Here is a 20889-nt window from a genome sequence, read left to right as displayed (position 1 = left end):
ATAAATAATGTATGAAAGAATACCGTAAACTGACAGAAGAGGAGATTCGCATCCTCGAGGAAAGAAGTTGTTGGGCAGAGGAATGGGCGAACATTCACGTAGCCGAAGGGTTCAAGCCCAATTACATGCATCGCGTGATGCTGTATGGAGAAGTTTACATTGGTGCTTTCGACGACACCATTGAAGTAAGTAGAGACTTTTTCAAACATTCGGGCATCAACAACGCTACACTGCGAAACGTGACCATTGGTGACAACAGTCTGGTAGAAAACATTGGCAACTACATCAACAACTATACCATTGGTGACCGATGCTACATCTCGAACGTCTGTACTCTCGAAACCTCAGAGGGGGCTACCTATGGAGAAGGCAACTTAGTGTCTGTGTTGAACGAGGTGGGCGACGGCAATGTGGTACTGTTTAGAGACCTCAACAGTCAGCTCGCTGCATTCATGGTGAAGCATTTTCACGACAAACCCCTCAAAGAGGCGATAAGAAGACTCATCAAAGAGGAAATAAATCTACACGCTCCCGAACAGGGATGGATTGGTAACAACGTGAAGATTGTCAATACGAAAGAGGTGTCGAATACCGTTATCTTTGACGAATGTGAAATCAATGGAGCCTCCAGACTGAGCGATTGTACCATTCTAAGCTCGGACAATGCCAGTGTTTATATCGGCACGGGAGTGATTTGTGAAAACTCTATCATCTCTTATGGCTCATCCATCATCAACAGTGTGAAGATGCAAGACTGCTTTGTAGGCGAAGCCTGTCAGATAAGTAATGGGTTTACTGCATCAGCGAGTGTGTTTTTCGCCAACAGTTATATGTCCAACGGTGAAGCCTGCGCTGCCTTCTGTGGCCCGTTCACAGCCAGTCACCATAAGAGTAGTCTGCTCATTGGTGGCATGTTTTCGTTTTACAATGCAGGCTCTGCCACGAACTTCAGCAATCATGCCTACAAAATGGGACCAATGCACTATGGCACTCTACAACGAGGATGCAAGACAGCCAGTGGTGCTTACCTGCTAATGCCAGCCAACATTGGCACGTTCTCGGTATGTTTTGGCAAACTGATGTACCACCCCGATACCAGTTGTCTACCTTTCTCTTATCTCAAAGCTTATAGTGACATCATGTATCTCTCACCTGGACGGAATATCACCACGGTGGGTTTGTATCGTGATATCAGGAAATGGCCCAAACGAGACCTAAGACCACAAGGTACACTGAAAAGTATTGTCAACTTTGACTGGCTTTCTCCCTACTCTGTAGGTGAGATAATAGAAGGAAAGAAAATATTGGAAAAGCTGCAAGATGCCTCTGGCAATGAAGTGGCACTGTACAACTACTATAACTATGTCATCAAATCCAATTCGCTACAAAAGGGTATTGAGAATTACGACATGGCACTTCGCATCTACATGGGTGCTGTCTTGAAGCGCGTGCGAAAGCGAGATGCCAACCTAACTCCACCCTCCAGCACTGTGGGAACAGGACAATGGACGGACTTATCGGGATTGCTTCTGCCCGTTTCTGAAGAAGAACGCCTGATTGAGGATATCAAAAACGGCAACTTAGAGTCTATTCAAGACGTGCTACAACGCTTTGAGGATATCAACGAACATTTTCGAGATTACCAATGGGCATGGACTTATCAACTCATTTTGGACTATTATCATTTGAACACCATTACCCCGCAAGACGCCGATCGCATTCGAGAAGACTACATCCAAGCACGTCGTACTTGGATTGCTGCCATTCGGAAAGATGCTGAAAAAGAGTTTGCCATGGGCGATGTTGAGCAAAATGTCTTGGATGATTTCTTAGACAAGCTCGATCACGAAGTAGATTATGAAGAATAAGTATAACTAACTACTTAAAAACTCAATCACTCACAAACTTAAAAACTCAAAAACTCATCAACTTCAACTCAAAAACTTAAGAACTTCAACTCAAAACTCAAGAACTTAAAAACTCAATAACTCACCCAATGAAAATAGCAAAATTCACGCTCAGTTTGGCTTTGTTGCTCATCACAAGCATTGCATCAGCCAAGTCGTACAACTACAAAACGGTGGCTGGCGACCCCATGAAAACCCGCATTTACACCCTCGACAATGGACTGAAAGTTTACCTGAGTGTCAACAAAGAGAAACCACGCATTCAAACTTACATTGCGGTAAAGACAGGAAGTAAAAACGATCCTGCCGAAACCACAGGATTAGCGCACTACTTAGAGCATCTCATGTTCAAGGGAACAAAGCAGTTTGGCACTACCAATGCCGAGAAAGAAGCCCCCTATCTCCAAGAGATTACCGAGCGATACGAGCAATATCGCTTGCTCACCGACCCCACCGAGCGTAAGAAAGTTTATCATGAAATAGACAGTGTATCGCAATTAGCTGCTGCTTATAACATTCCTAACGAGTACGACAAGCTCATGGCATCAATCGGTTCTGAGGGTTCTAATGCTTTTACGAGCAACGACATCACCTGCTATGTAGAGAACATTCCTGCCAACGAAGTAGAGAATTGGGCAAGAATACAAGCCGACCGCTTTCAAAATATGGTGGTTAGAGGGTTCCATACTGAACTGGAAGCGGTGTACGAGGAGTATAATATCGGCTTAGCTAACGATGGTGAAAAGGAATGGAATGCTATCAATGCCAAGCTGTTTCCAACACATCCCTATGGCACACAGACCACGATTGGCACACAAGGACATCTAAAAAATCCCTCGATTGTAAACATTCAAAACTATTTCAAACGCTACTATGTGCCAAATAACATTGCCATCTGTATGGCAGGTGACCTGAATCCTGACGAGGTAATGACCGTTTTGGAGCGCTATTTCGGCACATGGAAGAAGAGCGAGACACTGTCTTATCCCACTTTTGCACCCCAACCGTCTTTACAAGCCAGCGTAGATACAACGGTTGTAGGCTTAGAAGCCGAGAATGTACTCATGGCATGGAAGTTCGATGGTGCTGCATCACTGCAAAATGACACCCTCACTTTGGTGGATAAAATATTGAGCAATGGACACGCAGGACTGTTAGACCTGAACCTCAATCAAAGCATGCAAGTGCTTGAGAGTGGTACTTTTATCAATCCTCTCGCTGACTATAGCTCCTTTTGCATCATAGGAATGCCGAAAGAAGGGCAAACCTTGGACGAAGTGAAGCACTTGTTGTTGTCTGAGGTTGATAAGTTAAAGAAGGGAGCGTTTGCCGATGACCTGCTGCTCTCTATCCTCAACAACTACAAACGCGAATATTATCAATCGTTACAATCCAACCGTTCGCGCGTTTCGATGTTCACCGATGCCTTTATCAATGGACAAAAATGGGAAGATGTAGTGAACAAACTCAACCGATTGACAAAGATTTCTAAGCAAGATATTATTGCTTTTGCTAACCGACACTTCAAAGATAACTTTGTATGTGTGTACAAAAAGCAAGGCGAAGACACCACACAGAAGAAAATAGACAAGCCCCAAATCACGCCTATTCCAAGCAATCGCAACGAGAGTAGTGCCTTCTTAAATAACATACGAAATACACATACCACCCCCATTCAACCGCAGTTCCTCGACTTCAAACGTGACCTCACCTTCACAAAGACGAAGAAGAAGTTACCTATTGTTTACAAACACAACAGTGAGGACGGTCTGTTCAACCTTGCATTGACATGGGATTTCGGCACAACAGCAAACAAAGAGTACGACGTGGCGTGCAACTATATCGACTATTTAGGTACATCGAAGAAGTCGGCAAAAGACTTCAAGCGCGAATTATACAAGTTGGCATGTAGTCTCCACATTTCAGCAAAGCCACGTAACATAACCATTAACCTGTCTGGATTGGATGAAAATATGCCGAAAGCGCTCCAACTTCTCAACGAACTGATGACCGATGCCCAACCCGACACAGCGGCATACAAACAGTATGTTGCGTTAGTATTGAAAGCAAGACAAGACAACAAACAAGATCAAAAGAAAAACTTCAATGCCTTAATCAACTACGTGAAATTCGGACCTTATAACGATGTCCGCAATATCGTTAGCGAAAAGGAACTGAAAGCATTGCAACCACAACATTTGGTCGATTTGTTTCAATCGCTTCGGAAGTACGAACACACCGCCCTTTATTACGGTCCAACAAGCGTGCAGCAGCTATCCAACGACCTCGACAAGTTGTATCATCATTTCAAAAAGAAGTGGCCAATTCCACAAAATAAAGAGTATCAAGAGCGTACTACCCCACAGAACCAAGTATTTATAGCCCCATACAAGGCTAAAAACATCTATATGCTGATGTATCATAACGAAAACAAGCCCTTCGATGAGAAACAGTTAGCAGTGGGAGCACTATTTAACGAATACTTTGGAGGAGGCATGAACACCGTTGTCTTCCAAGAGTTACGCGAGGCAAGAGGCTTGGCTTATAGCGCATCGGCATATTACAACAACAGTCCACTGAAAGGACATCCCGAATATGCCCAAACCTATATCATCTCTCAAAACGACAAAATGATGGATTGCATCAAGGTGTTCAACAACATCTTAGACACCATTCCACAAAGTCAGGCAGCCTTTGAAATTGCAAAACAAGGACTCACAAAGCAATTGGCAAGCCGCAGAATCACACGGAGCGGTGTACTCGAAGCTTATTATAGTGCCAAGGAAAAAGGCATTGATTATGATGTGGCAGAAAAGATTTACCACGCTTTGCCTGCCATCACCTTGCAAGACATTGTTGATTTCGAAGTAAAACACATGGCACACAAGCCATACCATTACATTATTTTGGGTGATGAGAAGAATTTGAATATCAACGCATTGCAAAAGATAGGCAACATCAAGCATCTTACTACAGAGGAAATCTTTGGTTACTAAACAAACATCACAGAATAAGCAATAACAAATAACTCTATAAAACATAACAAAAAAACATTATGGCAAAAACACCTGATTTCAAGTATGCGCCCATGTTTCAGATGGGCAAGGATGACACAGAGTACTATTTACTGACTAACGATGGCGTATCGGTGGGCGAATTTGAGGGCAAACCCATTCTAAAGGTTACCCCAGAAGCTTTAACCATGCTCACCCAACAAGCCTTTCACAATGTGAGTTTCATGTTGCGTCGCACTCACAACGAACAAGTAGCGAAGATTTTAACCGACCCAGAAGCGTCGGACAATGACAAGTATGTGGCACTCTCCTTCTTGCGCAATGCAGAAGTAGCATCAAAAGGCAAACTGCCACTTTGCCAAGACACGGGTACGGCTATTGTTCACGGTGAAAAGGGACAACAGGTATGGACGGGCTTTTGCGATGAAAAAGCCATCTCTCTTGGCGTTTACAACACCTACACACAAGACAACCTGCGTTACTCACAGAATGCACCCCTCAATATGTACGACGAGGTGAACACCAGATGCAACCTTCCTGCACAGATTGACTTAGAGGCAACCGAGGGAATGGAATACAAATTCTTGTTTGTTACTAAGGGAGGTGGCTCTGCCAACAAGACCTATCTGTACCAAATGACCAAAGCCATTATCCAAAACCCTGGCACCTTGGTTCCTTTCTTGGTAGAGAAAATGAAATCATTGGGTACAGCTGCTTGTCCTCCTTACCACATTGCATTCGTCATCGGAGGCACCTCGGCAGAAAAAAACCTGCTCACCGTGAAGTTGGCGTCTACTCATTATTATGACAACCTGCCCACCTCGGGAGATGAGACAGGACGTGCTTTCCGCGATGTAGCACTGGAGAAGGAACTTTTAGAAGAAGCACACAAGATTGGACTGGGTGCTCAGTTTGGTGGTAAATACATGGCTCACGACATTCGGGTGGTACGCTTGCCACGCCATGGAGCATCATGTCCCATCGGAATGGGCGTCAGTTGTTCGGCAGACCGCAACATCAAAGCCAAGATTAACAAAGAGGGTTTGTGGATTGAGAAGTTGGACGAAAATCCCGGTTCACTCATTCCAGAGGAATTACGTCAAGCTGGTGAAGGCGATGTGGTGAAAATCAACCTCAACCAACCCATGGCAGACATCTGCAAAGAGCTGTCACAATATCCCGTATCTACACGTGTGAGTCTCAACGGTACTATCATCGTGGCACGCGACATCGCACATGCCAAGCTCAAAGCACGTCTCGATGCAGGCGAAGAGTTGCCCGAATACTTCAAGAACCACCCTATTCTCTATGCTGGTCCGGCGAAGACTCCGGAGGGAATGCCTTGTGGCAGTATGGGTCCTACTACCGCAAACCGTATGGACCCTTATGTAGACGAGTTCCAAGATCATGGCGGTTCGATGGTAATGATTGCCAAAGGCAACCGCACACAAGTGGTGACCGATGCTTGTCAAAAGCACGGAGGTTTCTATTTGGGTAGCATTGGCGGTCCTGCTGCTGTGCTGTCGATGAACTCTATTAAGAGCATTGAGTGCGTGGAATATCCAGAACTCGGCATGGAAGCCATTTGGAAAATTGACGTAGTCGACTTCCCTGCTTTCATCTTAGTAGACGACAAGGGAAATGATTTCTTCAAACAACTGAAACCTTGGACGCCCTGCTGCAACAAATAGCACATATTGAGCAACACAAGAAGTAAGTCTATTGCCACGGTTAGGATTCATTTAGCATCTATACTTGGCAGTCAATCATCGCCAGTTTCTACAAGAGACTGGCGATTTCTTTCCTTATTTGCCGTTTCTTCCACTTACAGTTCGTTCCTTGAAGAATCATATTTTTACATCGAAAAATATCCTCAGCACAGGTCGGTAATACGTGGCAAGAAAGAAAAATAAATGCTGAATTTTCTTTACAAAGAGCCTCTCAAAACTCTCGTAAAATCCATCAACAGTAAAGTTGGTCGCAAATACGCTAATTTTGAGAAAGTTTCATAATCTGTTGTTACATAATATGTTACGATTAAATCACTTTCGTTTGTTCCCATTTTTATCATTTCACAGCTGTTAAAGTATTGAGATAGGCTGACTATTTGCATGCTTTAAGGCTCGTAGGTCATGTGAATAACAGCTCTAAAGCGTGTTTCTAAGCTCATTAAATCATTGTTTTAATTTCAAGAGACGTTTATTTTTCGAAAATCAGCCCTTTTTTGTTGGGCATTTGCCTATTGATTTTTTCTATTTTGCTGATTTTAGATGACCGTTTTTTGGTAAAATGATAGGACAAAAGCAAGAGCACATGTTTACCAAAAATAGCAAAAAAGTAACGCTTTGATGGTATGATAATTGGGCTGGCAAAAACAGGAACGGCTCAGAGATAAAATGTCATTAGATAGCGGGTTGAAACCAAAGAACAAAGACGGTTTCTCTCTATCAGCAGCCGCTCTTCAATAAAGGAGGCGTGTCTCAAATTCCACATTTCTTCCACATTCGCATAGAAACCTGCCCAATTGTTTGGTAATTTACTGAATTTGCTGTAATTTTACCTGCTCAAAAAAGCAAGATGTCAAGAAAAAAGAAACCATTACCCATCCTCGAAGGAGTAACCATCACAGATGTGGCTGCTGAGGGCAAATCACTGGCACGTGTCAATGACATGGTGGTCTTTGTTCCCTTTGCCGTTCCGGGCGATGTTGTCGACCTGCAAGTACGTAAGAAAAAGCATCACTATTGTGAAGCAGAGGTGGTGCGATTTATAAAATATAGTGAGCGTAGAGCAGAACCCGTGTGCCAACACTTTGGCATTTGTGGCGGGTGCAAATGGCAAAATTTGCCGTATGAGGACCAGCTTAAGGCGAAACAGAAGCAGGTACACGACCAGCTGACACGCATTGGAAAGGTGGAATTGCCCGACTTTCGCCCTATCTTGGGGTCTGAAAAAATCTACGAATACCGCAACAAGTTAGAGTTTAGCTGTTCCAACAAGCGGTGGCTCACCAAGGAAGAAGTGAACAGTGGTGTACAACTTGACCACAAAAACGCCATTGGTTTTCACATCACAGGCGCCTTCGACAAGATTTATCCTATCGAGAAATGCTGGCTCATGGATGACCTTTGCAACCAAATCAGAAATGAGATTCGCGACTATGCCTTGAACAATGGCATCAGTTTTTTTGATGTAAGGGAACAGACTGGTCTCTTGCGAGATATAATGATTCGCAATTCCAGCACAGGAGAGTGGATGGTGCTCGTGCAATTCAAGTTCCAAGAGCAAGGAGATGAGCAACGAGCACATGACTTGTTGCAGCACATCGGCGACCGCTTCCCACAAATTACGTCGCTACTCTATGTGAACAACCAAAAATGCAACGACACCTTCAGCGACCAAACGGTAGAAGTGTTCAAAGGCAAAGACCACATCACGGAGATGATGGACAAGCTACAGTTCAAGGTAGCAGCCAAAAGTTTCTACCAAACCAATACCCAGCAGGCTTTTCACCTCTATGAAGTGGCACGCCAACTGGCGCAACTCACAGGAAAAGAGTTGGTGTACGACTTGTATACCGGCACTGGTACGATAGCCAACTTCGTGGCACGCCATGCCCAACAGGTAATTGGCATTGAATATGTGGAGGATGCTATTGCCGACGCCAAGGCGAACTCGAAGTGCAATGGCATTGAGAATACCTTGTTTTATGCTGGAGACATGAAGGACATCCTGACCGATGAATTCGTGAAGCAGCATGGAAAACCCGACGTCATCATCACCGATCCACCACGAGCAGGAATGCACCCTGACGTGATACAAACCATTTTGAGAGCTGCCCCCAAGCGTATTGTCTATGTAAGCTGTAACCCTGCCACGCAAGCGCGCGACTTGGAAGTGCTGAACGAACAGTATCGAGTTGAGGCGGTGCAGCCAGTAGATATGTTTCCACACACGCCACACGTGGAAAATGTGGTACTGTTAGAGCAACGATAACACACACCTAATATAAATCTAAGAATATGAGAACAAACAAAGTATTGCTCATTTACACCGGTGGTACTATTGGCATGGGCAAGAACGCACAGACAGGCGCATTGGAACCCCTCGACTTTCGTCACCTCGTGGAGAACGTGCCAGAGTTTGATTTGTTACAAACCGATGTAGGAATTTATCAGTTTGACCCACCCATCGACTCCAGTGACATGGATCCAACCATGTGGGCAAAGTTAGTCAACATTATCAGCGAAAATTACAACAAGTATGACGGCTTTGTGATTCTGCATGGTACAGACACTATGTCGTACACGGCGTCGGCGCTTTCGTTCATGCTTGAAAACCTGACCAAGCCTGTCATTCTTACAGGAAGTCAGCTACCCATCGGTGAACTAAGAACGGATGGTAAAGAAAATCTGCTATCGAGCCTTGAATTGGCATCAGCACATCATGAAGACGGAACCGCTATGGTGCCAGAGGTATGCATATACTTTAGCGGCAGACTACTACGGGGTAATCGAAGTACCAAACAGAATGCCGATGGTTTGGATGCTTTTGAGTCCTTCAACTTTCCTCACTTGTGCAATGCAGGAGTGAACTTCAATTTTCAAGAACATCACATCTTAAAGCCCGACTACTCAAAACCAATGGTGCCGCATACACAACTCGATTCACATGTAATGGTGTTCTCGTTGTTCCCAGGCTTGGAAGAAGAAATCTTCAAACCTATCCTGCAAGTCCCCACCTTGCGAGGCATCATCATGCGAAGCTACGGAAGTGGGAACGCCCCTCAACGAAACGGACTCACACAACTGTTGCGCGAAGCGTCCAACCGTGGCATTATCGTGGTGAACATCAGTCAGTGTATCTCGGGTTATGTAGAGATGACGCGCTACGATACAGGCTATCAACTGAAAAATGCTGGTGTCATTAGCGGATACGACAGTACGGTAGAGGCTGCGATTACCAAACTGATGTTCCTGCAAGGGAAGTACGATGACCCACAAATCATTAGCCAAGAAATGAACCGCTCGATAGCTGGTGAGATTACACGGTAAAAACAAAGAAAGGACAAGTGCAAAAGGTTGGTGTGCGAGGAACATACTTTTTATGACTAAAATTTGTTCAGTTACACAAAAACCATTACATTTGCAACAACCATCAAATTGGTTCAGGCTAAAATGAGACAACTGAAAATCACAAAATCCATTACCAACCGAGAGAGTGCTGCCTTGGACAAGTATCTCCAAGAGATTGGACGTGAGGACTTGCTCTCGACCGAAGAAGAAATAGAGTTGGCACAGCGCATCAAAAAAGGCGATAGAAAAGCCCTTGACAAACTGACAAAAGCCAACTTGAGGTTTGTGGTGTCGGTTGCCAAACAATATCAGAACCAAGGTCTTAGCTTGCCCGACCTTATCAACGAAGGCAACTTAGGGCTCATCAAAGCGGCAGAGAAGTTCGACGAGACTCGAGGTTTCAAATTCATCTCTTACGCTGTTTGGTGGATTCGACAAAGCATTTTGCAAGCAATTGCCGAGCAAAGTCGCATCGTTCGACTGCCTCTAAATCAGGTTGGCTCGGTGAACAAAATCAATCAGCTACAAAATAAATTTGAACAAGAGTTTGAGCGACGTCCCAATTCGAGTGAAATTGCCGAAAGAATTGATATCCCAGAGGACAAAGTCATCGACGCAATGAAAGCCAATGGGAAGCACGTCTCGGTAGACGCTCCATTCTCGGATGGCGACGACAATAGTCTGATAGACGTTCTGCCAGACAGCGATATCCCCATGGCGGACAATGAGTTGGTGATGGAATCGCTTAGAAAAGAAATTGCGGACGCACTGCATACCCTGAACGAACGCGAACGTAACGTGATTGAATGCTTCTATGGCATCAACCAACCCGAGATGACTCTCGAGGAAATTGGCGACCGCTACGGACTTACACGTGAACGAGTAAGGCAAATAAGGGAAAAGGCATTGCGAAAACTTCGTAAGAATACAAAAAACAAACAACTCAAATCGTATTTAGGAAGATAAGGATTGTCAGTGCTATCCTGCAACAAATGGATAATCAAGTAACGGAGCCTGCGAGAAAACTTTATCATAACAACAACCCTTTAGAGGCAGACAGGCACGCTCGAGCGATGCAACAAACTGCTAAAAGGGAAATGATAGAAGGCACGCTCCCATTCAACGTAACAACAATAATGAACATTAGAAAACTCCTACCCCTATTCATTGCCGCCCTTTTCGCAATGAATAGTCATGCAGACAACCGCCCTATGGGGGCGCACATCTTTGGATTTGCCACTTCGTTTAATGATTCTACAGTGTATCTCACAGAGATACAATATGTTGACTCTGCCTATATTGGCAAATCTAATTTTCTCTTTAGTCGTGAAAACTACTCCTATCAACTTCAGAACTATTTGAAGTCCAAAGGAATTGCTACCCCCACTTGCGTCACGACCTTTGCCAAAAAGCAAAAGAATATCGAGAAGAAATATCTAAAGATGCGTAAGCGTTACGAGAAAAAAGGCACGTATCAAATCAAATTTATACCGCTACAAGACTTTCTATACAAAGGCATCGCGCCACAAGAAAGCGATTTGAATCGGGAAAAAATAGCTAAACAAAAGGCGAAAGCCGAAAAGAAAGAAGCAAAAAAGGCAAAGAAAGAAGCCAAGCGCAAGCGCAAAGAAGCAGCACGACAAGCTGCAACTCAAACCACGAAGTAGGGAGACTCTACAAGTTTTCCAAGACCTTTGATGATGACACGAAACGATAGTGGCATCATTGAGTCTTTCTTTCACACTGAACCACTCATTTGACGGATGAAATATCAAAGCTATTATTATTGCATTGCCAACCACTATTTGAGCATCAACTTTGAATGTTCACAGAAGAATAGTCCCCAGCTGATTCCCTCTTATTTACCTTTTCAATGTCCCAAGCCTTCTGCAGATCAACCGTTACTCCTTGAGCTTTATGTCAATGACGAATTGAAACCTGCCAAGAAAGAGCAAAAAGAACTGATTAGAAACTTTGAGACTGGCAACGGTGACACCATTGTTGAAAAGCTGAAGCGAGGTGGCTATCAATTCATCATCAAGAACACGAATAAACGTGACTGTTGTCTATTACAGACAGATAAGCATTTCTACCGTTTCGATTGCGCCCTCAATGGTCACTACAACATGCGTAGATATGGCATCAACAATGCCATCATGATGGCTTTCGCCTATGCAGCCAGCAAATACAACACCTTACTGATTCATGCGTCATTGGTGAGACAAAACGGCTATGGCTATGCCTTCACTGCCAAAAGTGGCACAGGCAAGAGCACACAGGTAAGCATGTGGCTGCGCTATCTCAAAGGTTGTGACCTGATGAACGATGACAATCCTGCCATACGCATCATTGATGATGAAGTTTTCATCTATGGAACTCCTTGGAGTGGTAAGACACCATGCTATCGAAACATCAAAGCCAAGCTGGGAGCAATCACCCAAATCGACAGGGCTTTGACCAATAGTGTCGAACGCCTCTCGCCCATCAATGCGTTTGCAATATTGCTCCCTTCCTGCTCTGGCATGCGGTGGGACAAAGATGTCAATAATAATGTATGTAACACAGTTACACGTATCATCGAATTGACACCGATATATACACTGCACTGTCTTCCAAATAGGGAAGCAGCAGAGATATGCAACCATGCCATTGCTCGAAAATAAGAGCGTGAACCATTTTGACAAACTCCGCTATTCGTCCCAATTTCATGCAACCATCCGTACATCCAAAGACATCACCCATAAAGCTCTTCCTTGCTAACTGTGCCTTTATTCCAGAAATCATCAAACTCATTGAAGATGGACATACCGTGACTATCGACCTAAGAGGCTACAGTATGCGGCCTTTTTTGGAAAACGAACGCGACAAGGGATTGATAGGAAAGCCACCACGTCCATGGAAAGTGGGCGATGTTGTCTTGGCAGAAGTACAAAAATGGACTTATGTCATCCACCGTATCATAAAAATGAATGGCGCACAAGTAACCTTGCGAGGGGATGGAAACATAGGTGTAGAACACTGCACTGTTGACCAACTCAAGGGTTTCCTTTTGGGTTTCTATCGCAAAGGTCGCACTCAACTCGATGCCACCAATGGACTGAAGTTCAGAATTTATTCAAAAATATGGATGGCACTCTACCCTATTCGTCGCTATCTCTTAGCGGCTTACAGAATATGGGTTCGCTATTTTGGACCATTATAAATCATTAAATAAGCAACAAGCAAAACTAAAATATGAGAACAAAACCAGGTTTCCAACTCCGTAACATATGTGGAGAGCAAATCCTCACAGCAGAGGGTAAAGAAAATATTGATTTCACACACATCGTAGGCATGAATGATTCGGCTGCCTATCTATGGGAGAAGATTCAAAACCGTGAATTTACGATGGACGATTTAGTCAACCTTCTCATGGACGAATATGATGTGGACGCTTCTACTGCACGCAAAGATGTTGAAGTGTTAATACAGCGATGGATAGAAGCGGGCATTTGCGAGTAGCCTTTGGACGCATTCAAATACGCTAAAGAAGGTGCAACTGGCTATGTGAGAAATACGCAAAGCCCTTCGTTTTTTGGAGTCTATTCCTCCAAAGCATACGTCAGCACATAATCGGATGTGACCACATAGTTCACTGCGAGCACGGTTCCAGCTTTCAAGTTGTCTACCTCAACCCTCCCATGGGCTGTTGCGGTAAAAGGATGTAGTCGCATTTCGCTATACTGCAAGTGCTGTGAAGAATAAAATTTGAATGCTGTTTCTTTCGCGCTCCAGTGTATCAACTGTTCTTCCACCTTGTTTGCGCTTTCGTCAGACCGTAAGAAGCGCGAGACAATCCTACTCACACGGTCGCTCATATACTCGATGTCTACTGCCACAATGCGAGACTTGCTGAGGATAATGGCAGCGAAACCGTGCGTATCACTGATGCTAATTTGATAGTTTTCCAACAAAGGCTTGCCGTTCATGTCGTGTGAAATCCATACGTCTTGCTTGCCTGTCATGGCGTAAAGAAGCGCATAGACCGCAAGTTTTTGTCGCTTTCTTTCTATTGAGTGATAGGATTCAACCGTTTTCTCCAAATGTGGAAAACGCTGTAACAACGTCGTTACAGACTCTTCTATCTTCCAAATACCCAACTGAACATCTGCAGCAAGCGGTATGATTGACAACACTGCCATGCTTTAGTTTTCTTCTGTAGTTTGAACAGGTTCACGATGAATCACCACTTTTATCTTACTGATGCGTCGCTCTTCTATCTCAAGAATCTCGAAAGTATAATTCTTATAGTCTACTTGTTCATGTAAATGCAAGAAATCTCCTTTGATTTCCAATAGTAAACCTGCCAATGAGTCGGCATCACCTTGCACATCCTCAAACTCATCGTCATTGAGAGACAGCAATTTGCAGAAGTCAGAAAGCAAGGTCTTCCCTTCAAAAACATACGTGTTCTCATTGAGTTTGGTGAAAGGTTTCTCGTCTTCATCGTACTCATCATTTATTTCTCCGACAATTTCCTCTAAGATATCCTCCATCGTTACCAACCCACTGGTACCTCCAAACTCATCCACCACAATGGCAATGTGAATTTTGTTTTCCTGAAATTCACGCAACAAGTCATCAATCTTTTTCGTTCCTGGTACGTAATAAGGCAATCTCATAAGGCTTTGCCAGCGAAACGTTGTTGGCTTACCAAGATGTGGCAACAGGTCTTTAATGTACAACACGCCTCGGATGTTGTCGTTGTTTTCCTGATAAACAGGGATTCTGCTATAATTATTCTCTTTAATACATTGTAACACCTCCGCAAACTTGGTCTTAATATCGAGCGTGAGCATGTCCTGACGTGGTGTCATAATCTCTTTCGCTGTCTCATCTCCAAAGCGTATAATGCCTTTCAGCATGCTCTGTTCTTCTTTGATATCTTCCTTATCTGTGAGTTCCAACGCTTGTTCTAAGTCGTTTACGCTCAAAATATGATTTTGTTTTTGCAGCATACGCTCCGCAATTACCCCACTTCTGAGCAAGACATTCTCAATTGGCCAAAAGAGTTTGCGAAAAATCAAAATACCATCAACACTTCTACGACAAAACTTGAGCGGATTTTGCCGACTATACACTTTCGGCATAATTTCGCCAAAAAGCAACAAAAGGAATGTCAACAGCACCGTAATCATGAGGAATTGCAACCAATAAGCCGATGGTCCAAAATGCACCAGTGACCCAAATACATAGTTGCAAAGCATGATAATGGTTACATTGACAAAGTTGTTAGCTATCAATATAGTTGCCAAAGTGCGCTGACTGTCTTCACGCAACCGCTCTATTTTACGATCGCGCACATTTTTCTCACTGTCCAAGGCAGCGATGTCCGTGGGTGTAAGACTAAAAAAAGCAATTTCCGAACCACTGGCAAAGCCCGATAACAGTAGTAAGAGTGCGGCAAGAATAGCTGCAAAAATAACTCCTACCGATGGAGTTTGCAGGTAAACGTCTGAAAAAGATTGTGTGATAAAGGAGAAATCCAAGACTATATCAAATTAGAAAGGAACCTTTGAAAGATCGTCAGCAGCTGTAGAAGTCGTCTCCGTTGTCTGCGTTTCCGACGGTTTTAGCTGTGAAGAAGCTACATTTTTAGGGGTTAGCATCTCCATATTATCCGCCAATATCTCGGTAACATAGCGCTTGATGCCTCGTTGATCATCGTACGAACGATAGCGTATGCGACCCTCTACATAGAGTTTATCGCCTTTGTGAACGTATTTCTCCACGACTTTTGCCAGTCCACGGTAAAAAACAATCGTGTGCCAATCTGTATGATCAGGCACTTGAGTACCATTCTGAAGAGTATATCCACGCTCCGTAGTGGCAAGTGTGATTTGTGCAACAGCCTGATCTGCTTCAAAATATCTCACATCGGGGTCTTTACCGACATTACCAATCAACATAACTTTATTCATAGCTTGACAATTTTTTTAGCACGACGGATTATTTCCACATGCCTAAGTACTTAAAACGAAAGCTTTTACCTTTTGAAGAGGGGAACTGTGAACGTGCGTCAACCCTTTCCTTCAAATAATCAACAACCCGATTATAACAGTCCTGTCCGGAGTTTGCCTTGCAACGTGCCACAAAGCGTGTGTCTCTGTATTCGTGCTTCCCCGTTGCAGGAATCATGACCACTCGTTTAAAATCCAACACTCCCTCGTACCAACCTTCTTGAGTTTTGGTGAGTCGTGTCATCACGTTGGTGGTCAAATCGCGCTTATCTATCACGTTTTGTGGCGCATTATTGGGATGTAACGCCTTTTTCTGCTTGAAGTCAATCATGGTTTCTGCGGTCGTCTTGATAATAATAAAGTAGACGCGCGGGCGAACCTTATAACGTTTCGGATAGAACACATCACTCGACACATAGTCTCGAATGTCGCTCTCTAACGCAGCATCAACATCAATTTCAGAAATGGAACGTAAAAAATCTAAAGCTTCTTCAACATTATATACTAATGCTTCTTTATCAAAATATCGGATGTATAAATTCATTGATAAGTATGTTTCTCTAAAAAAAAGAGCGGCAAACGAGACTCGAACTCGCGACCCCAACCTTGGCAAGGTTGTGCTCTACCAACTGAGCTATTGCCGCATCGTACCGTAAGAACAACAAAAAGTGAAGAGGAGGAGACTCGAACTCCCACGAAACAATTTTCACTACCCCCTCAAAGTAGCGCGTCTACCAATTCCGCCACCTCTCCATTCTTGTTTTTTCTGAATAAAACAGTGCCCAGAACAGGACTCGAACCTGCACGTCGTGAAACACACGCACCTGAAACGTGCGCGTCTACCAATTCCGCCACCTGGGCAAGTTAGAGATAAAAAGCGTATCTCCGTTTTGGTTTATTCAGAAAAGAGCGGCAAACGAGACTCGAACTCGCGACCCCAACCTTGGCAAGGTTGTGCTCTACCAACTGAGCTATTGCCGCATCATCCCTCTAAAGGGGCATTTCCCTAAATGCTGTGCAAAGGTAATATTTTTTTCTGATAGCGCAAACAATTCATCATTTTTTTTCAAAAATGCCACAAATTTTGTCTTAATCCATCCGCAAACGATAATCGTCATACGTATATTCCCGCAGCATCTGCAACGTTCCATCGGTCTTTAACAGGGCAATAGCTGGATGGGCAATCCCATTAAACATGTTGGTTTTCACCGTAGTATAATGCAGCATGTCTTCAAAAATGAGGTTCTCCCCCACCTTCAATTCATGGTCAAATTGCCAATCGCCCATGAAATCGCCACTCAAACACGAGTTGCCACCTATTCTATATACATGTTTTTTCTCCGTATGGTTTTGCGACTTTGGCGCCAAAGTAGTGGCATTTCGAATCGTAGGTTGATAGGGCATCTCCAAACAGTCGGGCATGTGACACGTAAAACTCACGTTGACAATGGCGGTACGAATGCCATGATTCTCCACCACATCAACCACCTGTGCCACCAACACACCCGTCTGCCACGCAAAAGCACTGCCCGGTTCCAAGATAACTTGTAAATGCGGATGCCGCTGTTTGAAGTCTTTGAGCAGGGCAATCAACAAGTCTACGTCATAGTCTTGACGAGTCATCAAGTGTCCTCCACCAAAGTTAATCCACGACAGTTCGTCAAACCAGCGGCTAAACTTCTCCTCAATGTGTGCCAACGTGCGTTGAAACACGTCTGCCCCACTTTCGCAATGGCAGTGACAATGAAACCCTGTAAGGTCGTGGGGCAAAGACGGCGACAATTGATCAGCAGTAACACCAAATCGGGTACCGGGCGCACAGGGATTATAGAGGTCTGTACCCACTTCGGAATATTCGGGATTGATGCGCAAACCCAATTGAACCTTTGGCTGAACCTGTCGAGCCAAGACATGATAACGCTCATACTGGGAAAGAGAGTTGAACGTGACATGACTTGAGCAACGCACAATTTCCTCCATTTCATCGTCGGTATAGGCAGGCGAATACGTATGTGTAGGCTCACCAAAGGCATGAAACCCCAACAAAGCCTCGTTGAGTGAGCTGGCTGTCGTGGCGTGAATATACTCACGAAAGATAGGAAACGTTTTCCAAAGGGCATAAGCCTTGAAAGCCAAGATAATCTCCACATCGGCTGTTGTTGCCACATGTCTAATCAGTTGGAGGTTGCGTCTTAACTTCTCTTCTTCTAATATATAGATAGGTCGATGTATCTCTTCGTATGTTACAGAATTAATTTTCATGTTCATTTTGTGTCTAAATAGGGTTTTACCTCCATGCCACAGCCGAAGGCAAGGGCGACATACAGGGAGCTGTCGCACATATTCATCACAAAGATAGCTTTTTATTTCGGATAAAATTGCGCATGTGACATAAATTTCATACTTTTGCAACATCAAACAAACTTGGTGATGAAGCTCGTAATCATGACGAAATCCACATTTTTTGTGGAAGAAGATAAAATATTGACAGCCCTCTTCGAGGAGGGTATGGACAGCCTACACTTGCACAAACCCGATTCCTCACCGCTCTATTCGGAACGTTTGTTATCGCTTCTACCCGAAAGATATCACAAAAAGATTATTGTTCACGAACATTATTATCTTAAAAACGAATACAATTTATCAGGCATCCATCTTCAGCAACTCACCGATCCTGTCCCCGAAGGGGTTAGAGGTCGCATCACACGCAGTTGCTCTGACATACAGTTGTTGAGAGAAACAAAGCGCAAAGCCGACTATGTTTTCTTGGAAAAGATTTTCGATAGCATTGAAGATCCTACACAGAAAGCCTCTTTCAACCTGCTGCAAATAGAAGAAGCCGCCAAGAAAGGACTCATCGACCGCCATGTTTTTGCGGTGGGAGGCATGCACTTGGACAACATCAAGTTGGCAAAAGAATACGGATTTGGCGGAGTGGTGATTCGAGGTGATTTGTGGAATCACTTCAATATCCACAATGAAATAGATTTCAAGGCGCTCATTGCGCATTTTCAAAAACTGAAAAAGGCAGTTGGATAGCCCTGAAGAGCAGTATCTACTAAAATACACATAACACTATTAAATATTAAACGCAATACTGAAATGAGTGACAATGACTCTTTTTTAATTTTCTCGGGTACCAAAACAAGGTATCTTGCAGAAAAGATTTGTGCAAGTTTGGGATGCCCATTGGGAAATATGGTGATGACCAAGTTCTCGGATGGTGAGTTTGCCGTATCCTACGAAGAATCGATTCGTGGCAAGAATGTGTTCTTGGTGCAAAGTACTTTCCCCAATTCAGACAACTTAATGGAACTCCTTTTGATGATTGATGCTGCCAAGCGTGCCTCGGCTCGTCACATCATTGCAGTAATTCCATACTTTGGTTGGGCACGACAAGACCGCAAAGACAAACCGAGAGTAAGCATCGGGGCTAAGTTGGTGGCAGATCTCTTAAGCTGTGCAGGCATCGACAGGCTCATCACCATGGACTTGCATGCTGACCAGATTCAAGGATTCTTCAACGTTCCCGTCGATCACCTCTACGCTTCGGGCGTTATCCTCCCCTATTTACAGAGTCTCAAACTCGACAATTTGGTCATTGCCTCGCCCGATGTAGGCGGCTCAAAACGTGCCAACACCTACGCCAAATATTTAGGTTGCCCACTCGTATTGTGCAATAAGACACGTGCAAGAGCCAACGAAGTAGAGAGCATGCAGATTATTGGTGACGTAAATGGTAAGAATGTGGTGCTCATCGACGACATGGTAGACACAGCGGGTACTATCACCAAGGCTGCCGACGTAATGAAGGCTGCGGGTGCACTCAGCGTTCGTGCCATGGCATCACACTGTGTGATGAGTGGACCAGCCAATGAACGTGTGCAACAGTCGTCTATCGAAGAGATTGTCTTCACCGACTCCATTCCCTACACCCAACGTTGCGCAAAGATTAAGCAACTCTCTGTAGCAGACATGTTTGCCGAGACCATACGTCGTGTTATTCACAACGAGAGCATCTCTTCACAATACCTTATTTAATAAAATGAAGCTGATGAAACCCATCACAGGAATAATCATGGTGCTGGCAGGCTTTCTCATGATGAGCAGCTGTCAGCAGAAAAAGCAACAACCAGCGGCTCCAGCAGCTCCACAGGAGCAAAAGCAGGACACGGAGAACACCATTCCTACCTTTACGATGAACGATATCAACGGCAAACCTGTTGCTATCCAAGACGAAATGGCGAAAAACAAACTCACCATTCTCGACTTCTGGGCAAGCTGGTGTGGGCCATGTATGCACGAAGCACCCAATGTTGTTGCCGTGTACAATGATTATCAATCCAAAGGATTGGGTATTGTCGGCATCTCGTTAGATAATGATGAAGCGGCGTGGAAGGAAGCAGTGGAGCAGTTGCACATGAACTGGACGCAGCTCTCCGACCTGAAGGGCTGGGACAACGAAGCGGCACGCCTGTTCCGTGTCAACTCTATTCCTCACACCGTGATTATCAACTCCAAAGGAGAGGTATTGGCAGAGGATTTGCGAGGCGATGAATTACGAAAGTTTGTCGCAGCACAATTAGACTAAAGGCTGGTTCTATAAATTACCACCGCATAAAGTCATTAAATTTTTATGAAACACGTTTTGTTATCTTTTGGCTTCTTTTTGGTTCAAAATGTAAGCTCGTTCAGTCGTGTAGCACGCTACACTCCTTCACTCTCTTGCATTTTGACCTCAAAAATAAGTTCAAAATCTAACAAAGCTAATTTATAGAACCAGCCTAAACTCTACAAGAACATTCTTTTTAGAACCATACATACATCGTGGCAACACTTCCGTTTGAGGTGTTGCCACGATGACGTTTTAGGGTAAATTTATTTTGAATTTTTC

At 44.1% G+C, this 20889-nt stretch carries 18 protein-coding genes and 4 tRNA genes; 13 read left to right on the top strand and 9 right to left on the bottom strand.

Going from position 1 to position 20889, the window contains the following annotated elements:
- Window positions 1-11 precede the first annotated feature (11 nt).
- The 10 genes from BN35_RS01590 (at window position 12) to BN35_RS01545 (ending at window position 13497) form a co-directional block, all read left to right on the top strand.
- On the top strand, window positions 12-1868 hold the full coding sequence (locus tag BN35_RS01590; protein ID WP_028901170.1) for a DUF4954 family protein: 1857 nt from the start codon (window positions 12-14) through the stop codon (window positions 1866-1868).
- A gap of 128 nt (window positions 1869-1996) precedes the next feature.
- Window positions 1997-4903, top strand: coding sequence for a M16 family metallopeptidase (locus BN35_RS01585; RefSeq protein ID WP_025072531.1), 2907 nt, complete (start codon window positions 1997-1999; stop codon window positions 4901-4903).
- A 59-nt stretch (window positions 4904-4962) separates the two neighbouring features.
- A complete protein-coding gene (locus tag BN35_RS01580; RefSeq protein ID WP_028901169.1) occupies window positions 4963-6612 on the top strand; it encodes a fumarate hydratase in 1650 nt (549 codons plus the stop codon).
- An 886-nt stretch (window positions 6613-7498) separates the two neighbouring features.
- On the top strand, window positions 7499-8917 hold the full coding sequence (rlmD, locus tag BN35_RS01575; protein ID WP_025072530.1) for a 23S rRNA (uracil(1939)-C(5))-methyltransferase RlmD: 1419 nt from the start codon (window positions 7499-7501) through the stop codon (window positions 8915-8917).
- Window positions 8918-8943: 26 nt separating this feature from the next.
- The gene (locus BN35_RS01570; protein WP_025072529.1) at window positions 8944-9975 is read left to right on the top strand and encodes a type I asparaginase; all 1032 of its coding nucleotides are present in this window, start codon (window positions 8944-8946) and stop codon (window positions 9973-9975) included.
- A gap of 123 nt (window positions 9976-10098) precedes the next feature.
- Entirely contained in the window at window positions 10099-10962 is an 864-nt protein-coding gene (locus tag BN35_RS01565) for a sigma-70 family RNA polymerase sigma factor (RefSeq protein ID WP_025072528.1), read from the top strand.
- Window positions 10963-10988: 26 nt separating this feature from the next.
- Window positions 10989-11663, top strand: a complete 675-nt coding sequence (locus BN35_RS01560) for a hypothetical protein (protein ID WP_234396735.1) — start codon at window positions 10989-10991, stop codon at window positions 11661-11663.
- Window positions 11664-11759: 96 nt separating this feature from the next.
- The gene (locus BN35_RS01555; RefSeq protein ID WP_025072526.1) at window positions 11760-12659 is read left to right on the top strand and encodes a hypothetical protein; all 900 of its coding nucleotides are present in this window, start codon (window positions 11760-11762) and stop codon (window positions 12657-12659) included.
- A 44-nt stretch (window positions 12660-12703) separates the two neighbouring features.
- Window positions 12704-13198: a S24/S26 family peptidase gene (locus tag BN35_RS01550; RefSeq protein WP_025072525.1), complete on the top strand. Its 495-nt coding sequence runs from the start codon at window positions 12704-12706 to the stop codon at window positions 13196-13198.
- Between the two features lie 32 nt (window positions 13199-13230).
- A complete protein-coding gene (locus BN35_RS01545) occupies window positions 13231-13497 on the top strand; it encodes a PqqD family protein (RefSeq protein ID WP_025072524.1) in 267 nt (88 codons plus the stop codon).
- Window positions 13498-13577: 80 nt separating this feature from the next.
- Here the strand turns inward: BN35_RS01545 and BN35_RS01540 are convergent, their stop codons facing one another.
- The 9 genes from BN35_RS01540 to nspC form a co-directional block, all read right to left on the bottom strand.
- Entirely contained in the window at window positions 13578-14177 is a 600-nt protein-coding gene (locus BN35_RS01540) for a 4'-phosphopantetheinyl transferase family protein (protein ID WP_025072523.1), read from the bottom strand.
- 3 nt (window positions 14178-14180) lie between these two features.
- Complete coding sequence (gldE, locus tag BN35_RS01535; RefSeq protein ID WP_028901168.1) at window positions 14181-15524, bottom strand: gliding motility-associated protein GldE; 1344 nt, start codon at window positions 15522-15524, stop codon at window positions 14181-14183.
- A gap of 12 nt (window positions 15525-15536) precedes the next feature.
- Window positions 15537-15956 (bottom strand): single-stranded DNA-binding protein, encoded by a 420-nt coding sequence (locus BN35_RS01530; RefSeq protein ID WP_025072522.1) that lies wholly within the window; start codon window positions 15954-15956, stop codon window positions 15537-15539.
- A gap of 28 nt (window positions 15957-15984) precedes the next feature.
- Complete coding sequence (locus BN35_RS01525) at window positions 15985-16539, bottom strand: hypothetical protein (protein ID WP_028901167.1); 555 nt, start codon at window positions 16537-16539, stop codon at window positions 15985-15987.
- A gap of 27 nt (window positions 16540-16566) precedes the next feature.
- Window positions 16567-16639: transfer RNA gene (locus BN35_RS01520), tRNA-Gly, on the bottom strand.
- Between the two features lie 25 nt (window positions 16640-16664).
- Window positions 16665-16748, bottom strand: a tRNA-Leu gene (locus tag BN35_RS01515).
- 26 nt (window positions 16749-16774) lie between these two features.
- Window positions 16775-16856, bottom strand: a tRNA-Leu gene (locus BN35_RS01510).
- A gap of 47 nt (window positions 16857-16903) precedes the next feature.
- Window positions 16904-16976 (bottom strand) — tRNA-Gly (locus BN35_RS01505).
- 108 nt (window positions 16977-17084) lie between these two features.
- On the bottom strand, window positions 17085-18257 hold the full coding sequence (gene nspC / locus BN35_RS01500; protein ID WP_028901166.1) for a carboxynorspermidine decarboxylase: 1173 nt from the start codon (window positions 18255-18257) through the stop codon (window positions 17085-17087).
- A 168-nt stretch (window positions 18258-18425) separates the two neighbouring features.
- Here nspC and BN35_RS01495 point away from each other — a divergent pair, with 168 nt between their 5' ends.
- From BN35_RS01495 to BN35_RS01485, 3 genes are all read left to right on the top strand, one after another.
- Complete coding sequence (locus BN35_RS01495; RefSeq protein ID WP_025072521.1) at window positions 18426-19034, top strand: thiamine phosphate synthase; 609 nt, start codon at window positions 18426-18428, stop codon at window positions 19032-19034.
- Window positions 19035-19097: 63 nt separating this feature from the next.
- Window positions 19098-20036 carry a ribose-phosphate pyrophosphokinase gene (locus tag BN35_RS01490; protein ID WP_025072520.1) on the top strand — a complete coding sequence of 313 codons (939 nt, stop codon included), beginning with the start codon at window positions 19098-19100 and terminating at the stop codon, window positions 20034-20036.
- Between the two features lie 4 nt (window positions 20037-20040).
- On the top strand, window positions 20041-20586 hold the full coding sequence (locus BN35_RS01485) for a peroxiredoxin family protein (protein WP_234396734.1): 546 nt from the start codon (window positions 20041-20043) through the stop codon (window positions 20584-20586).
- Window positions 20587-20889: the final 303 nt, after the last annotated feature.

Source organism: Hoylesella timonensis 4401737 = DSM 22865 = JCM 15640 (assembly GCF_000455445.1).
Taxonomy (GTDB): Bacteria; Bacteroidota; Bacteroidia; order Bacteroidales; family Bacteroidaceae; genus Prevotella; species Prevotella timonensis.
Note: the sequence above shows the minus strand (reverse complement) of the source record. Positions and strands in the feature narration are given on the sequence as shown.

What these genes read in the sequence shown, in the direction of transcription:
- BN35_RS01490 (WP_025072520.1), top strand. Translation starts at nt 19,098, where the DNA reads ATGAGTGACAATGACTCTTTTTTAATTTTCTCGGGTACCAAAACAAGG.
- BN35_RS01555 (WP_025072526.1), top strand. Translation starts at nt 11,760, where the DNA reads ATGAAATATCAAAGCTATTATTATTGCATTGCCAACCACTATTTGAGC.
- BN35_RS01525 (WP_028901167.1), bottom strand. Translation starts at nt 16,539, where the DNA reads ATGAATTTATACATCCGATATTTTGATAAAGAAGCATTAGTATATAAT.
- BN35_RS01485 (WP_234396734.1), top strand. Translation starts at nt 20,041, where the DNA reads ATGAAGCTGATGAAACCCATCACAGGAATAATCATGGTGCTGGCAGGC.
- BN35_RS01590 (WP_028901170.1), top strand. Translation starts at nt 12, where the DNA reads ATGAAAGAATACCGTAAACTGACAGAAGAGGAGATTCGCATCCTCGAG.
- BN35_RS01570 (WP_025072529.1), top strand. Translation starts at nt 8,944, where the DNA reads ATGAGAACAAACAAAGTATTGCTCATTTACACCGGTGGTACTATTGGC.
- BN35_RS01550 (WP_025072525.1), top strand. Translation starts at nt 12,704, where the DNA reads ATGCAACCATCCGTACATCCAAAGACATCACCCATAAAGCTCTTCCTT.
- BN35_RS01530 (WP_025072522.1), bottom strand. Translation starts at nt 15,956, where the DNA reads ATGAATAAAGTTATGTTGATTGGTAATGTCGGTAAAGACCCCGATGTG.
- BN35_RS01560 (WP_234396735.1), top strand. Translation starts at nt 10,989, where the DNA reads ATGGATAATCAAGTAACGGAGCCTGCGAGAAAACTTTATCATAACAAC.
- BN35_RS01495 (WP_025072521.1), top strand. Translation starts at nt 18,426, where the DNA reads ATGAAGCTCGTAATCATGACGAAATCCACATTTTTTGTGGAAGAAGAT.
- BN35_RS01565 (WP_025072528.1), top strand. Translation starts at nt 10,099, where the DNA reads ATGAGACAACTGAAAATCACAAAATCCATTACCAACCGAGAGAGTGCT.
- BN35_RS01585 (WP_025072531.1), top strand. Translation starts at nt 1,997, where the DNA reads ATGAAAATAGCAAAATTCACGCTCAGTTTGGCTTTGTTGCTCATCACA.
- BN35_RS01540 (WP_025072523.1), bottom strand. Translation starts at nt 14,177, where the DNA reads ATGGCAGTGTTGTCAATCATACCGCTTGCTGCAGATGTTCAGTTGGGT.
- BN35_RS01545 (WP_025072524.1), top strand. Translation starts at nt 13,231, where the DNA reads ATGAGAACAAAACCAGGTTTCCAACTCCGTAACATATGTGGAGAGCAA.
- BN35_RS01580 (WP_028901169.1), top strand. Translation starts at nt 4,963, where the DNA reads ATGGCAAAAACACCTGATTTCAAGTATGCGCCCATGTTTCAGATGGGC.
- nspC (WP_028901166.1), bottom strand. Translation starts at nt 18,257, where the DNA reads ATGAAAATTAATTCTGTAACATACGAAGAGATACATCGACCTATCTAT.
- rlmD (WP_025072530.1), top strand. Translation starts at nt 7,499, where the DNA reads ATGTCAAGAAAAAAGAAACCATTACCCATCCTCGAAGGAGTAACCATC.